The following is a 13,652-nucleotide window of genomic DNA, read 5'->3' as shown; positions in this document are numbered from 1 at the left end:
GGGTCCCCGCCGGCGGCTGGGTCCACGGCGTGTTCCCGATCGCTCATGCGGCGGCCATGGCACTCGCGGTGGCCGACACCGTGGCGCTGGCCGCGGCCGGGATGTTGCCGACGGTCGTGGCGGCAGTGCGCTCGTACAGCGCCATGTACTTGCGCCCGGCCAGCTCCCAGCCGCTGGGCCGCAGCATCGCCGCGCGACGCATCGCCTGCAGCAGACCCGGCAGGCGGAAGGTGCGGAACACCCGTTGCAGGCAGCGGCGCAGGCCGTCGGCCGAGGCTTCCTCGAACAGGAAGCCGGTGACGCCGTCGTCCACCGTGTCGATCAGGCCGCCGGTGGCGTGGGCGATCGGCAGGCTGCCGAAGCGCTGCGCGTACATCTGGCTCAGCCCGCAGGGCTCGAAGCGCGAGGGCATCAGCAGGAAGTCGGAGCCGGCGAACATGCGCCGCGCCAGCGGCTCTTCGAAGCCGATGTGCGCGCCGACATGGCCGGGGTAACGCCGCGCCAGCGCCGCCACCGCCTGCTCGATCTGCGGCTCGCCGCCGCCGATGATCACGATCTGTCCGCCGGCGGCGACGATCTGCGGCGCCACCTCGCAGATCAGGTCCAGGCCCTTCTGGTGCACCAGCCGCGAGACCACCGCGAACAGCGGACCGTCGCTGTCGAGCAGGCCGAACGCCTGGCGCACCTGCGCCGCGTTCTCGCGCTTGCCCTGGATCTGGCCGACACCGAAGTGCGCCGGCAGGTGCGTGTCGGTGCGCGGGTCCCAACTGGCGTCGATGCCGTTGACGATCCCGCTGAGGCGGCCGCTGGCGGCGCGCCGCGCCAGCAGCGCGTCCAGGCCGCAGCCCTGCGCCGGGCCGGTGATCTGCGCCGCGTAGCTGACGCTGACCGTGTTCACATGGTCGGCGTGGACGATGCCGGCACGCAGGAACGACATCTGCCCGTAGAACTCCAGGTCCTGCAGGCCCTCGGCGGGGATGCCCAGGGCGCCGGCCATCGCATACGGAAACAGCCCCTGGTAGGCGAGGTTGTGGATGGTCAGCAGACACGGCGTGCGGCCGCCGGACCAGCGCACGTAGGCAGCGGCCAGCGCACACGGCCAGTCGTTGAGGTGCAGCAGCTCCGGCGTCCAGTCCAGCCCGGCCTGACCGCCGGCGATCTGCGCGGCGGCGTGGGACAGGGTGGCGAAGCGCAGCGCGTTGTCTTCCCAGTCGCGGCCTTCGCTGCACACGTAGGGCGAACCCTGTCGCTCGAACAACTGCGGGCACAGCAGCACGTAGACGCACAGACCATCCGGACGCTCGGCCCGGCCCAGCGCGCAATCCGGCAGCCCGGCATGTGCGGCGATGCGGCCGACGATCTCCAGCGGCCCGGTCGTGCGCAGCACCGCCGGGTAGCCCGGGATCAGCACGCGGATGTCGCAGCTGCCGCGCAGCGCGCGCGGCAAGGCCGCGGCCACGTCGCCCAGGCCGCCGGCCTTGATGAAGTCGGCCATCTCGGAGGTCACGAACAGGCTGGTCCGGCGCGGCGCCGGGTGCAGCTTGACGGTCACCTCGGCATTGCGGACGAAGCGGCCGCGCGCATCGCGGTAGCGGCGGCGCGGCGCATGCAGCACCGGATGGGTATCGCGTTGTCTGTCGGTCAGGTCGGCGGGAGTGGGGGGCGACATGGCGGTTCCGTCTGGGAAGGGGGAGGACGGGGCACACGAAAATCGGAAAGCGACTGCCGGCGCGCGTCCTGGCGGGCGCGCGACGTGAAGCGAAGGAAGAGGCACGGCAGCGTCGAAACGGAACGGCGATGTTGCAGTGCGATAATGCACGAGCAAAGTACAAATGGCGCGATAAAAGAGGCGTGAAGCGCGCGCTTGTCTACGGCGAAATGGAGAGTGCGGCGCATAGTGGATTTGCCGAACGTCAGACGCCGCAAGCATGGATCGCGTTGCACGTGCGAATGAATCGTTTAGCTTCCGTTGCCGACACGTGCCGCGCTCCCGTGCGACCGTGGTCGCCACCTCCGTTGTGCGAGCTTCATGCGGTCTATGGTGCAGTGTGCTCATGACAGTCTTGAAACCGCAGATGCGCCGCGAGCTGGACGGCTTCGTCCTCGACGGGCTACTGCGTACGTGCCCGGATGGCGTGCTCGAGCCGCAGATCTGCATCAGTGGCCACGACGGTGCGGTGCTCGGCCGGCACGCGTTCGACGGCGTGTATTTCCGCGATGCCAACGCCGGCGCCTATTTCGTCGCCGAGCGCCTGGCGGCGATCCGTTCGGCACGGTACGGAAAGCTGGTCTTCGCCTGAATTCGCTGGCCGGTCGTCTGTCGGATGCGATTGCCGTGGGGAAGCGGTGTGGGGTGGCGCCCCGCTCAGGCTCCGGTCTGCAGACGATCCAGGGCCGCCAGCAGATCGGTGCGGCGGTAAGGTTTCGGCAGAAAGCCGGTGTGCTCCGGCAGCATCCATGGTTCCGGTGCGTGCATGCCGGAGGTCAGCAGGGCCGGGGTGACGATGCCGCGGCGGCGCAACTGGCGCACCATGCTCAAGCCGTCGCAGCGCGGCATCTGCACATCGCTGAAGATCAACGCCACGTCCGGATGCCGTTCCAGCACCGCCAGTGCTTCCTGCGCGGTCGCCGCCGACAGGACCCGGTATCCATCGGCGGCCAGCATGGCGGCGGCCAACTCCCGGATCGTCTGGTCGTCCTCCACCAGAAGAATGGTGGTGGAGGCGGAGGTGACGCGCATAATGCAGGGATCGCTTTAATAAATAATCCACTGCAGCTTCACGATTCGTCGGTGAAGCGCTGGTGACGTCCCGCAAATCCCGATATTCTCGACCTTACTTACTGCGAGACGCAGCTTGACCACGCACGCCCACTATCGGCAGATCGTCGAGCTCTCCCACGACTGCATCAAGGAAGTCGGCCGCGACGGCGTCGTGCGCTCGATCAATCCCCACGGGTTGGCCCTGCTCGGCGTGTCCGACCCCGCCGACGTCGTCGGCCACAACTGGGTCGAGCTGTGGCCCGAGGACATGCGCTCGCTGACCCAGGGCGCCTTTGCTGCGGCGTTGGGCAACGAGCAGCGTGAATTCTGGGCGGAGCGCCCCTCGCTGGATGGACGGCGGCGCTGGTGGCACGTGATGGTCAGTCCGCTGGCCAACGCCTCGGCGCGGGTGGAAAGCGTGCTGGTGATCAGCCGCGACGTCACCCAGCAACACCAGGTCGAACAGGCCCTGCGCGCGCTGGGTCACCTCGCCCCGATCGAGGGCCGGGGCGACACGATGGACGCCGACGATGCCGCTGCGCTGGGCCGTCGCTGGCAGACCGAGCAGTCGCAGCTGCGCGGGCAACTGGACATCGCCCTGGCCGCGCAGCGCGTGGCCGAGCGCGCGATGACCCAGGCGCAGAAGGGCGAGGCGGTGGGGCAGATGCTTGCCGGCGTGGTCCACGACTTCAACAACATGCTGCATACCGCGATCACCTCGGTGAGCATGGTCGCCGACCATCCGCAGCGCCTGCAGCCGGACCAGCAACGGCTGCTCGCCATCGCCAACGAGGCCTTGCAGCACGGCGCGGGCATGACCCGGCGCCTGCTCGGCTTCGCCCGCGCGCACCCGGTCAAGCCGATCTGGCTGGACCTGAACGCGCTGGTGACGCAGATGCAGCCGTTGTTGGCGCAGGCGCTGGGCGGCGAGATGCGCCTGCAATTGCTTGCATGCGCCGAGGTGGCGACGACCTATGCCGACCGCAACGCGGTCGAGCAGGCGGTACTGAATCTGGCGTTGAACGCGCGCGACGCCAGCCGCCCCGGCGATGCGGTGACGATCCGCTGCGGCGCGCTGGAGGTGCCGCCGTCGCGCGCGGCGGCGATGCGCCAGCCCGGCCGCTACGTGACCCTGGCGGTCAGCGACCAGGGCGAGGGCATGTCCGATGCGGTCAAGTCGCGCCTGTTCGAGGCGTACTTCACCACCAAACCCGAGGGCAAGGGCACCGGCCTGGGGCTGGCCCAGGTCTACGGTCTGGTGCGCCAGGCCGGCGGCTTCGTCGACGTGGAATCGGAACTGGGACGCGGCACCACCATCACCCTGGCGTTCCCGTTCGTGGCGCGGCCGCTCGGCGACGAGGGCGAGGGCGCCGACCCGATGCCGGTGCCGACGGCGGAGTAACCACGCTCATCCGCCTGCGCGCACCGGCAGCCGGTCGCTGATGCGCACCGCGAAGGCCTCGCGCAGCACCTGCAGCGCCCGTTGCTGGCGCCCGGCATCCAGCGCCGCGCAGCACGAGGGCGGCACCTGCACCTGGAAATCGCGCATGCGCGCATCGATCGCGGTCGCCGGCACGCAGGCGTCGGTGGCGATGCCGGTGACCAGCAGGCGGGTGGTCTGCAGTCGCGCCAGCAGCAGGGCCAGGGCCGAACCGAGGAAGGCGGAGTGCTTGGGCTTGAGCACGTAATAGTCCTGCGGGCGCGGCGCCAGGCAGGCGGCAATGCGTTCGCCGCGCTGCTTCGGGTCGGCGCACAGGGTCCACAGACCTTCGAAATCGGTCCGCCAGTCGGCGAAGTTGTCGTTGGCGAACAGCACCGGCCAGCCGCGGCGATGGAAGCGCGCGCGGAGCTGGGCGATGCGCTCGGCCACCGGGAGTGCGGCCTCCGCCAGCCGTGCGCCGTCCGGGAAGTCGAAACGGCTGATCATGTCCACGATCAGCAGCGCCGGCGCCCCGTGCGGCGTCGCGGGTTGCCGCTGGGTGCCTGTGCGTCGCCGGGCGGGCTGGCGCATGCGTCGATCCTCCATTGCCGGACTGGCTTCATGGTCGGCGCGACGGGTGAAACGCGGGTGAGCGCAGGTGACGGCGGCATGGCTGAACGGATCGGCCGGCGCCACCTCGGCGGCGCCGCTGGCCACCTTCGCGAAAGCTTACTATTTAGGGTTTACATTGACCGGCGTCCTTGCCCGTCGACAGGAGAGCACGTGGTACCAACTGGCGAACACAACCAGGCGCGCGTGGCCGCGGCGGCATCCGCCATGCCGTCCGCCCGCGGCACTTCCCGATGGCGCTGCGGCGCCGGACGCGGTCGGCGGATCGCATGAGCACGGTCGCCCCCACACCGGTCGTGCACGTCGATGCTCCCCTGGATGCCGGCCACGCGGTCCTGCCGCCCGAGGCGCCGCTGGCCATGCCGCTGCAGTCGCTGCAGGAAGGCAAACTGCGCAACACGCGCCTGCCCAGCACCCCGTTCGGGATCGGCTGGCGGCGCTTCTACGTGTTCGGCACCACCGCGGCGATGACCGCCTACGCCAGTTGGCTGATCGGCAAGGTCTTGGTGATCGGCGGCGTGAGCGTGCTCGAAGCCTGTCTGATGGTGCTGTTCATCCCGTTGTTCGCCTGGATCGCGCTGTCGTTCGTGAGCGCGCTGGCCGGCTTCTTCACTCTGGTGTTCGGCAAGGGCCGCAAGCTCGGCATCGATCCGGACGCGCCGCTGCCGCAGGTGCGCAACCGCACCGCGCTGCTGATGCCCACCTACAACGAGGATCCGCACCGGCTGATGGCCGGCCTGCAGGCGATCTACGAATCGGTGGCGGCCACCGGCCAGATCGAGCGCTTCGATTTCTTCATCCTCAGCGACACCACGCGCCCGGCCATCGGCGCGGAAGAAGAGAAGGTGTACGCCGAGCTGGTGGAGCGCGTCGGCGGCCAAGGCCGCTTGTTCTACCGGCGCCGCGCCAGCAATGCCGGGCGCAAGGCCGGCAACATCGCCGACTGGGTACGCCGCTTCGGCGGCGCCTATCCGCAGATGCTGATCCTGGACGCCGACAGCCTGATGACCGGCGACAGCATCGTGCGCCTGGCTGCCGGCATGGAGGCCAACCCCGACGTCGGCCTGATCCAGACCCTGCCGGAAGTGGTCAACGGCAACACCCTGTTCGCGCGCATGCAGCAGTTCGGCGGCCGCGTCTACGGCCCGGTGATCGCCTTCGGCGTGGCCTGGTGGCATGGGGCGGAAAGCAACTACTGGGGTCACAACGCGATGATCCGCACCGAGGCCTTCGCCGCGCAGGCGGGCCTGCCGTCGCTGCCCGGGCGCAAGCCGTTCTGCGGCCACGTGCTCAGCCACGACTTCGTCGAGGCGGCGCTGATGCGCCGCGGGGGCTGGGCGATGCACATGGTGCCGTACCTGCAGGGCAGCTACGAGGAAGGCCCGCCGACGCTGACCGACCTGCTGGTGCGCGACCGCCGCTGGTGCCAGGGCAACCTGCAGCACTCCAAGGTGGTGCGCGCGCGCGGCCTGCACTGGGTCAGCCGCATGCACATGCTGATCGGCATCGGCCATTACTTCACCGCACCGATGTGGGGCATGCTGATGCTGATCGGCATCGCCATTCCGCTGCAGAACGGCGGTTTCGACCTGGTCGCCTCGGTGATCTCGCCGTTCTCGCCAGCGCGCTACTGGCACCAGCAGGACTCCACGCGGGTGGCCTGGGTGTTCGCGGTGACCATGTTCGTGCTGCTGGCGCCCAAGGTGATGGGCTACTTCGCGATGCTGCTCAAGCCCGGCGAACGCCGCGGCTGCGGCGGCGGGCTGCGCGCCTTCGCCAGCATGCTGCTGGAAACCCTGCTGGCCGCGCTGATGGCGCCGGTGGTGATGTACGTGCAGTCGCGCGGCGTGGCCGAGGTGCTGGCCGGCAAGGACTCGGGCTGGGACGCGCAGCAGCGCGACGATGGCCGCATTTCGTGGTCGGCGCTGTTGCGCAGCTACGGCGGACTGAGTGCGTTCGGCCTGCTGATGGGCGGCATGGCCTATGCCGTGTCGCCGTCGCTGGCGGCATGGATGGCGCCGGTGGTGATCGGCATGGCGCTGGCGGTGCCGGTGGTGGCGATCAGCTCCTCGCGCGCCGCCGGCCTGTGGCTGCGCAAGCTGCGCATCCTCGCCATTCCCGAGGAGTCGCAACCGCCGGCAGTGCTGCTGCGCGCCGCCGAACTGCGCCGCGAGGCCGCCGCACGCCGGGCCGAGGCCGAGGCGCAGGCCCAGGGCTGAGGCCGGCATACTATCCGGCCTCATTCATCGGGAACCGACATGCTGGAGACAGTGGAACACGAAACCGGCGCCGCGCCGCGCTGGACCGTCCTGTGGCTGCACGGCCTGGGCGCCGACGGCAACGACTTCGCGCCGCTGGTGCCGGAACTGGTGCGGCCGCACTGGCCGGCGCTGCGCTTCGTGTTCCCGCACGCGCCGGTGCGGCCGGTGACGGTCAACAACGGCGTGCGCATGCGCGCCTGGTACGACATCGTCAGCATGGACTTCTCCAACCGCGCCGACAGTGCCGGCGTCGCCGAATCGGTGGCCCAGGTCGAGGAGTTGATCGCGCGCGAGGACGCGCGCGGCGTGCCGGCCGAGCGCCTGCTGCTGGCCGGCTTTTCCCAGGGCGGCGCGATCACCCTGGCCGCCGGCCTGCGCCGCGAACGGCCGCTGGCCGGCCTGATCGGGCTGTCCACCTACCTGCCGGAACTGGAGAGCGTCGCCAACTGGCACGTCCCGGCGGCCCTGCGGCAACCGCTGTTCATGGCCCACGGCCAGGGCGACCCGGTGATCCCGCAGACCTACGCCGAGCGTACCGCGCAGACCCTGCAGGCGCTGGGCATGCCGGTGCAGTGGCGACGCTATCCGATGGCGCACCAGGTCTGCGCCGAGGAAATCGCCGACCTGGGCGACTGGATGGACGCCTGCCTCGCCGGCAGCTGATTGCAGCGGCCGCATGGCGGCATGGTGCGATGCCGATGGCGGGCGCCCGGAACCAGGGCTAGTATCGGCCGCAGCGCACGCCAGTCGAGTGAGGGAGACCTGGGTGAAGGTGCTGATCGCCGACGACGAACCCCTGGCGCGCGAACGCCTGCGCACGCTGCTGGCCGCGCATGCCGGCGTGGAAGTGGTGGCCGAAGCCGCCAACGGCATGGACGCGCTGCACGCCTGCGCCGCGGCGCAGCCGGACCTGGTGCTGCTGGACATCGCCATGCCCGGCCTCGACGGCCTGGAGGCCGCGCGCCATCTGGCCACCTTCGAACCGCGCCCGGCCGTGGTGTTCTGTACCGCCTACGACGCGCATGCGCTGTCCGCGTTCGAGGCGGCGGCGATCGACTACCTGATGAAGCCGGTGCGCGCCGAGCGCCTGGCCGCGGCCCTGCAGCGCGCCCGTACGTTCATGGCCGGACGCGGCAACGGCGACGCCGCGGCGCCGGCCCCGCAGCGCCGCACCCACCTGTGCGCGCGCCTGCGCGGCAGCCTGCGGCTGATCCCGGTCGACGACATCCACTACCTGCAGGCCGAGGAAAAGTACGTGGTCGTGCACCACGCGCGCGGCGAGGACCTGATCGAGGAATCGCTGCGCGCGCTGGAGGAGGAGTTCGCCGAGCGCTTCGTGCGCATCCACCGCAACTGCCTGGTCGCACGCCACGAACTGGTGGAACTGCGCCGGCTCGGCGAGGGCCAGGTGCAGGCGGTGCTGCGCCATGGCAAGCAGCCGCTGGAGGTCAGCCGGCGCTGCGTGGCGCAGCTGCGCAAGGAGATCCACCAGCGCTGACGCCGCCCGGGCCGCCCGCGTGCAGCGGCGGACGGCGGCTTTCCGCGATAATGCGCGCATGAAGATCCTGCGCATCGCTACCCGCAAGAGTCCGCTCGCCCTGTGGCAGAGCGAGCATGTCGCCGCCTGCCTGCGCCGCGCGCACCCGCACCTGGACGTGGTGCTGGTGCCGATGAGCACCCGCGGCGACGAAGTCCTGGACCGCTCGCTGGCGGCGATCGGCGGAAAGGGCCTGTTCCTGAAGGAACTGGAGCTGGCGATGCTGCGCGGCGAGGCCGATTGCGCGGTGCATTCGCTCAAGGACGTGCCGATGGAGCTGGATCCGCCGTTCGTGCTGCCGGCGATCCTGCCGCGCGCCGATCCGGCCGATGCGCTGATCTCCAACCTCTACGCCTCGCTGGACGCGCTGCCGCTCGGCGCGCGCGTCGGCACCTCCTCGCTGCGGCGGCAGGCGCAACTGCGCGCGCGGCGCCCGGACCTGGAACTGCTGGACCTGCGCGGCAACGTCAACACGCGCCTGGCCAAGCTCGACAACGGCGGCTACGACGGCATCGTGCTGGCCTGCGCCGGCCTGCAGCGGTTGGGCCTGGAGGGGCGCATCACCCAGCGCCTGCAGGCGCCGGACTGGCTGCCGGCCCCGGCGCAGGGCGCCATCGCGGTGGAATGCCGCGAGGACGCCAGCGACGCGCTGGCATTGTTCGCCGCGCTCGACGACGCCCCGACCCGCATCTGCGTGGAGGCCGAGCGGGCGATGAACCGCGCCCTGCACGGCAGCTGCCACGTGCCGGTGGCGGCCTTCGCGCAACGGCGCGGCGAGGACCTGCTGTTGCAGGGCCTGGTCGGTGGCGTCGCCGACGGGCGCCTGGTGCGCGCCGACCTGCAGCGCAGTGCGCAGGATCCGCAGGCGCTGGGCCAGGCCGTGGCCGAGGCCCTGATCGGCGCCGGCGCGCGCGAACTGCTGGATGTCGATCTGCCGGCCTGAGGGCGTGCGCAGTCCGCGCCAGCGACGGTGGGGGTCACCTGTCATGCAGCCGCGACAAGCGAAGCCGAAAGCGGACTGACACCCTCCGTCGGCGGGACTGAAGTCCCTCCCACAGTGCAGATCCCGGCAGTGCCGGTTGCGCGCGTGGGGGAGCGGCTGCAGCCGCGATAGGCGTTACCGGGAAAGCCTGTCGCGGCTGACGCCGCTCCTGCAGGTGAGGTGCATTGGTCCCTGCGCGCCAACGCCATTGCGTGCCGTGCTGGCGGGGCGCGGCTGCAGCGGTTCCTGCGAGAAGCGAATCAACGGGTCAGCCCTGCGGCGTCGCGAGGCGACGCGCTGCCGTGCGCCAATCCCGAATCCCCACTCCCCAATCCCGGCTCACTTGAACTTGTAGACCAGGTTCATCGTGGTCAAGGTATCGGTCTTCTTCTTGTCGTCGCTGACGTCGCTGTTGTAGCGCGCCTGCCAGCCGGCCTTCAGCGCCAGGCGCTCGTTCATGCTCACCGAGATGCCCAGGTCGTTCTGCGCGAAGGTGTTGTACGCGCCGGACTCGACCAGCAGGGTGTTACCCAGCTCGGTATTGCTGGTCAGGCCGTACTTGAAGTCGACCAGGCCGCGGCCGATCAGGCCGGTTTCGGTGCGGTCCTCGACCACGTCGTGGGCGCGGCGCACGCCGGGACCGATCTGCACGTCGATGCTGCGGCGGTCGCCGTCCATGATCCGGGTGCCGTAGCCGATGCCGATCGTCGCCAGGCGGTCGTAGGTGGCGAAGTCGTCGCGCTCGTAGCGCAGCGAGGCGGTCAGCTGGCGGTGCTCGCCGAGCTGCAGCGCGCTACCGGCGCTGCCGGTGTAGCGGTTGGAGGTGGTCTGGCGCTTGCGCGAGGTGGTGCCGTCCGGATTGGTGTCGGTGTACTCGGCGCTGGCGTGCAGGGCGAGCAGGTCCAGGCTGTGGATCCAGTCGCCGTCCACGTACTGGCCCTTGAGCCGGCCGTTGAGGCTTTCGTTGGTGCTGTTGCCGTGCGAGGAGGCGAAGCCCAGTTCGCCCGATCCGCTCCACGGCGAACTGGCCGGGTCCGTGGCTGTCGGTGAGGTGGCGACGTCGGCGGCCCAGGCCGGGGACGTGCTCAGCAGCAACAAAGCGATGGCGGATACGAGGGTGGCACGGCGGGACATGGCTTCTCCGGGGATGAGGACGCAGCCTTCGGCTAACGAAATGGAAACGATTTCATCATACCGGATCCACATGACACCCTGGCCGGCCCCGGACGCCGGCTTCATCGGCGGTTCGGGCGCGCAGCCGGCTGCCGCGCCAGGCAGGCGTTTTCCGCCGTCGACTCAGACATAATCGGGGCCATGGACCGCTACGAACGCATCAACGCACTGCACCGCCTGCTCAAGTCCGCACGCTACCCGGTGACGGTGGCGCGGCTGCAGGACGAACTGGGCTGCTCCCGCGCCACCGTCTACCGCGATCTGGCCTTCCTGCGCGATGCGCTGATGGCGCCGGTGGAGGGCGACGGTGAGGCCGGCTTCCGCTACGAGTCCGGGGAGAGCGACCGTTTCGAGCTGCCCGGGCTGTGGCTGAGTTCGGAGGAACTGCACGCGCTGCTGGCCTCGCAGCAATTGCTGGCGCGCACCGGCGGCGGGGTGCTGTCCTCGGTGCTGGCGCCGCTGCAGCAGCGCATCGAAAGCCTGCTCGCCGCCCAGGCCGGGGCGACCCATTGGCCGGTGGAGCGGGTGCGGGTGATCCCGCACCGCGGCCGCAAGCTCGACGAAGCCAGTTTCCGCACCGTCGCCTCGGCGGTGCTGGAGCGCAAGCGCCTGTCCTTCGACTACCGCGCCCGCTCCACCGACGAATCGACCAAGCGCACGGTGTCGCCGCAGCGCATCACCCACTACCGCGACAATTGGTACCTGGACGCCTGGGACCATGGCCGCGACGCGGTGCGCAGCTTCGCGGTGGACCGCATCAACCACGCGCGCCTGCTCGACCAGCCGGCGCAGGACGTGGCCGACGCCGAACTGGATTCGCAGCTGGCGGCCAGCTACGGCATCTTTTCCGGCGCGCCCAAGGGCTGGGCCACCATCGTGTTCAGCCCCAAGGCCGCGCGCTGGGTCGCCGACGAGCACTGGCATTCCAAGCAGCAGGGCCGGTTCCTGGCCGATGGCCGCTACGAACTGAAGGTGCCCTACAGCGTCTCGCGCGAACTGCTGATGGACGTGCTGCACTACGGCTCGGATGCGGAGATCGTCGAGCCGCGCTCGCTGCGCGAGCAGGCCAAGGCGCTGCTGTCGCTGGCGCTGAGCAATTACAGCGACGACTGAGGCGTCGCCGCGCGCTGCGATAGCCCGCGTGGGAGCGGCTCCAGCCGCGACCGCGGCTTTACCGCCAATGCGTGTCGCAGCCTGGAGGTCGACGCCTACGCCGCATCCAGCGGCGCGCCGCCGCCGAGGATCACGCCGATGTTGCGCTCGATCCAGTCCACCAGCGCGTGCACATGCGCCGCGGCTTCCTCGCCGAGCGGGGTCAGGTCGTACTCCACGTGCGGCGGCACTACGGGATAGGCGGTACGCTGCACCAGGCCGTCCGCTTCCAGCGCCTGCAGGGTCTGCGACAGCATCTTCTCGCTGACCCCTTCCAGGCTGCGGCGCAGGTCGCCGAAGCGATGGGTGCCCTTGCGCAGCGCCACCAGCACCAGCACGCCCCAGCGGCTGGTGACGTGGCTGAGCACGGCCCGGGACGGGCAGTTCTGCGCGAACACCTGGCCGCGCAGCTGGGTCGTGTCCGCGCAGCCGCGCGGTGCTTCGTCGAGAGGTTCGGAGAGGACGCTGGCCAAGCGGTGCACCTGTCTGTGGGGGAGGGCGCCCCGATCATACGGGTCGCGCCGGGTGCTTCGCTGAGCGAAGGATGATCGTGGTGCCGGTGCAGACCACGCGCGGTGCGGCGGCGTGGCGGCGTTGGATGGTCGCAGTAAGGGGCCTGATGTGGCCCGAACGGCACACGGGCGCGCGGCGCGCGCCGGCCCAGCGCAATGCGGATCGGGTCGTCCGCGTCGCAGCCGGCTGCGACGGGAACCGCTTCAGGGCTTGTTCGGCACTTCGAAGCCGAGCTTGCCGACCTGGTCGCGGCGCTGCGCCACGCGCTTGAGCTTGTCGATGTTGACCCCGTACTGGTGGTCCAGCTTGTCGACCAGTTCGCGGTACTGCTTGTGGCTCATGTTCGGCGAGCGCGCGAACACCCAGGCCAGATCGCGGCCCGGATAGTCGATCAGCGCCCAGGAATAGTCCGGCGCCACTTCCAGGATGCGGTACTTGGTGGGCACCATTCTGAAGAACCAGGTGGTCCAGCGGCGGTTGCCGGTGCCTTCCTTGACCGTGGCGCGCGAGTTGAGCTCCTTGACCGGCTCGTCGAAGCCGTTGCGGTACTCGTAGCGCACCGCGATCTTGCCGTCTTCCTTGAGGGTGTACTCGTCGCTGCTGGCGACGTGGCCGCGCTCGGCGAAGTACGGGATGTGGGCGATCACGTACCAGCGGCCCATGAAGCGCTGCAGGTCGATCGGCGGCTGCGCAGGCTCCTGCTCCGGGTCCGGCGCCTTGGCCCGGGCCGTCGGCAACGGGACGGCCATGCCCAGCAGCAGCACGGAAGCGAACAGGGAGAGCAGGCGCATAGGAGATTCCGGGGCGAAGGGCGAACGCCGGTGAAGTATGCGCGTGCGCCATGTCAATGGTGCGTCGCAGCCCCTGAGATGTCGCGGCGGCAACCTGCGCGCCTCGACTTCCAGGAGCTGCCGTCATGCCGATCGTTCCGTCCTCCCCGCGCACCCACGTCCCGCACCCGGGCCTGCGCCGCCTGCTGCGCCAGGCGATCCTGGCCGGGCTGGCCCTGGTCCTGGTATGGCCGGCCGCGCGCGGCCACAGCGAGTGGCTGGGCTGGCGGCCGCTGTGGCTGTTGGGCATGCCGTTGAGCGCCTGGTGGGCTCTGCATCGTTTCCCGCTGCCGCCGCTGCGGCGTCTGTGGGGGCAGTGGCGGGCCAGGCCGCGGGCGCAGGCGCGGCGGCGCCGGCCGGCGCTGCGGACCGCGCGCCCGGCCTGACCTTCGG

General features: G+C 70.4%; 14 protein-coding genes. 8 read left to right on the top strand and 6 right to left on the bottom strand.

Annotated elements, in window-relative coordinates; genetic code table 11:
• Positions 1–43 precede the first annotated feature (43 nt).
• Complete coding sequence (gene glgA / locus SLW52_RS10305) at positions 44–1,669, bottom strand: glycogen synthase GlgA (protein WP_295934052.1); 1,626 nt, start codon at positions 1,667–1,669, stop codon at positions 44–46.
• A 406-nt stretch (positions 1,670–2,075) separates the two neighbouring features.
• Here glgA and SLW52_RS10300 point away from each other — a divergent pair, with 406 nt between their 5' ends.
• A complete protein-coding gene (locus tag SLW52_RS10300; RefSeq protein WP_193312534.1) occupies positions 2,076–2,300 on the top strand; it encodes a hypothetical protein in 225 nt (74 codons plus the stop codon).
• Between the two features lie 65 nt (positions 2,301–2,365).
• On the opposite strand, the gene SLW52_RS10295 is transcribed toward SLW52_RS10300, so the two are convergent.
• Complete coding sequence (locus tag SLW52_RS10295; RefSeq protein WP_017907677.1) at positions 2,366–2,740, bottom strand: response regulator; 375 nt, start codon at positions 2,738–2,740, stop codon at positions 2,366–2,368.
• Between the two features lie 115 nt (positions 2,741–2,855).
• Here SLW52_RS10295 and SLW52_RS10290 point away from each other — a divergent pair, with 115 nt between their 5' ends.
• The gene (locus SLW52_RS10290; RefSeq protein WP_152235622.1) at positions 2,856–4,163 is read left to right on the top strand and encodes an ATP-binding protein; all 1,308 of its coding nucleotides are present in this window, start codon (positions 2,856–2,858) and stop codon (positions 4,161–4,163) included.
• 6 nt (positions 4,164–4,169) lie between these two features.
• Here the strand turns inward: SLW52_RS10290 and SLW52_RS10285 are convergent, their stop codons facing one another.
• Positions 4,170–4,772 (bottom strand): isochorismatase family cysteine hydrolase, encoded by a 603-nt coding sequence (locus SLW52_RS10285; protein WP_320740215.1) that lies wholly within the window; start codon positions 4,770–4,772, stop codon positions 4,170–4,172.
• A gap of 308 nt (positions 4,773–5,080) precedes the next feature.
• Between SLW52_RS10285 and mdoH the strand changes: the two genes are divergently transcribed.
• The 4 genes from mdoH (at position 5,081) to hemC (ending at position 9,552) form a co-directional block, all read left to right on the top strand.
• A complete protein-coding gene (gene mdoH, locus SLW52_RS10280; RefSeq protein ID WP_320740216.1) occupies positions 5,081–7,030 on the top strand; it encodes a glucans biosynthesis glucosyltransferase MdoH in 1,950 nt (649 codons plus the stop codon).
• Between the two features lie 39 nt (positions 7,031–7,069).
• Positions 7,070–7,735: an alpha/beta hydrolase gene (locus tag SLW52_RS10275; RefSeq protein WP_017907673.1), complete on the top strand. Its 666-nt coding sequence runs from the start codon at positions 7,070–7,072 to the stop codon at positions 7,733–7,735.
• Between the two features lie 88 nt (positions 7,736–7,823).
• On the top strand, positions 7,824–8,570 hold the full coding sequence (locus SLW52_RS10270) for a LytTR family DNA-binding domain-containing protein (protein WP_320740217.1): 747 nt from the start codon (positions 7,824–7,826) through the stop codon (positions 8,568–8,570).
• Positions 8,571–8,628: 58 nt separating this feature from the next.
• A complete protein-coding gene (gene hemC / locus SLW52_RS10265; RefSeq protein WP_320740218.1) occupies positions 8,629–9,552 on the top strand; it encodes a hydroxymethylbilane synthase in 924 nt (307 codons plus the stop codon).
• Between the two features lie 378 nt (positions 9,553–9,930).
• Here the strand turns inward: hemC and SLW52_RS10260 are convergent, their stop codons facing one another.
• Entirely contained in the window at positions 9,931–10,725 is a 795-nt protein-coding gene (locus SLW52_RS10260) for a DUF481 domain-containing protein (protein WP_017907670.1), read from the bottom strand.
• Positions 10,726–10,905: 180 nt separating this feature from the next.
• Here SLW52_RS10260 and SLW52_RS10255 point away from each other — a divergent pair, with 180 nt between their 5' ends.
• Entirely contained in the window at positions 10,906–11,877 is a 972-nt protein-coding gene (locus SLW52_RS10255; RefSeq protein ID WP_010341069.1) for a YafY family protein, read from the top strand.
• Positions 11,878–11,972: 95 nt separating this feature from the next.
• On the opposite strand, the gene SLW52_RS10250 is transcribed toward SLW52_RS10255, so the two are convergent.
• Together SLW52_RS10250 and SLW52_RS10245 are read right to left on the bottom strand one after the other, a co-directional pair.
• The gene (locus tag SLW52_RS10250) at positions 11,973–12,389 is read right to left on the bottom strand and encodes a helix-turn-helix domain-containing protein (RefSeq protein ID WP_043094676.1); all 417 of its coding nucleotides are present in this window, start codon (positions 12,387–12,389) and stop codon (positions 11,973–11,975) included.
• A 243-nt stretch (positions 12,390–12,632) separates the two neighbouring features.
• The gene (locus tag SLW52_RS10245; RefSeq protein WP_223875579.1) at positions 12,633–13,178 is read right to left on the bottom strand and encodes a lipocalin family protein; all 546 of its coding nucleotides are present in this window, start codon (positions 13,176–13,178) and stop codon (positions 12,633–12,635) included.
• A 167-nt stretch (positions 13,179–13,345) separates the two neighbouring features.
• Here SLW52_RS10245 and SLW52_RS10240 point away from each other — a divergent pair, with 167 nt between their 5' ends.
• A complete protein-coding gene (locus SLW52_RS10240) occupies positions 13,346–13,645 on the top strand; it encodes a hypothetical protein (RefSeq protein WP_017912049.1) in 300 nt (99 codons plus the stop codon).
• The last annotated feature ends 7 nt before the right edge of the window (positions 13,646–13,652 follow it).

The sequence above is a fragment of the Xanthomonas sp. LF02-5 genome (assembly GCF_034105325.1).
GTDB lineage: Bacteria > Pseudomonadota > Gammaproteobacteria > Xanthomonadales > Xanthomonadaceae > Xanthomonas_A > Xanthomonas_A sontii.
This window is presented reverse-complemented; position numbering and strand designations above follow the sequence as displayed.

Excerpts from the sequence above, each read along its gene's own strand:
- SLW52_RS10245 (WP_223875579.1), bottom strand. The coding sequence starts at position 13,178 with ATGGCCGTCCCGTTGCCGACGGCCCGGGCCAAGGCGCCGGACCCGGAG.
- SLW52_RS10295 (WP_017907677.1), bottom strand. The coding sequence starts at position 2,740 with ATGCGCGTCACCTCCGCCTCCACCACCATTCTTCTGGTGGAGGACGAC.
- SLW52_RS10240 (WP_017912049.1), top strand. The coding sequence starts at position 13,346 with ATGCCGATCGTTCCGTCCTCCCCGCGCACCCACGTCCCGCACCCGGGC.
- SLW52_RS10260 (WP_017907670.1), bottom strand. The coding sequence starts at position 10,725 with ATGTCCCGCCGTGCCACCCTCGTATCCGCCATCGCTTTGTTGCTGCTG.
- SLW52_RS10285 (WP_320740215.1), bottom strand. The coding sequence starts at position 4,772 with ATGCGCCAGCCCGCCCGGCGACGCACAGGCACCCAGCGGCAACCCGCG.
- SLW52_RS10255 (WP_010341069.1), top strand. The coding sequence starts at position 10,906 with ATGGACCGCTACGAACGCATCAACGCACTGCACCGCCTGCTCAAGTCC.
- SLW52_RS10275 (WP_017907673.1), top strand. The coding sequence starts at position 7,070 with ATGCTGGAGACAGTGGAACACGAAACCGGCGCCGCGCCGCGCTGGACC.
- glgA (WP_295934052.1), bottom strand. The coding sequence starts at position 1,669 with ATGTCGCCCCCCACTCCCGCCGACCTGACCGACAGACAACGCGATACC.
- mdoH (WP_320740216.1), top strand. The coding sequence starts at position 5,081 with ATGAGCACGGTCGCCCCCACACCGGTCGTGCACGTCGATGCTCCCCTG.
- hemC (WP_320740218.1), top strand. The coding sequence starts at position 8,629 with ATGAAGATCCTGCGCATCGCTACCCGCAAGAGTCCGCTCGCCCTGTGG.
- SLW52_RS10300 (WP_193312534.1), top strand. The coding sequence starts at position 2,076 with ATGCGCCGCGAGCTGGACGGCTTCGTCCTCGACGGGCTACTGCGTACG.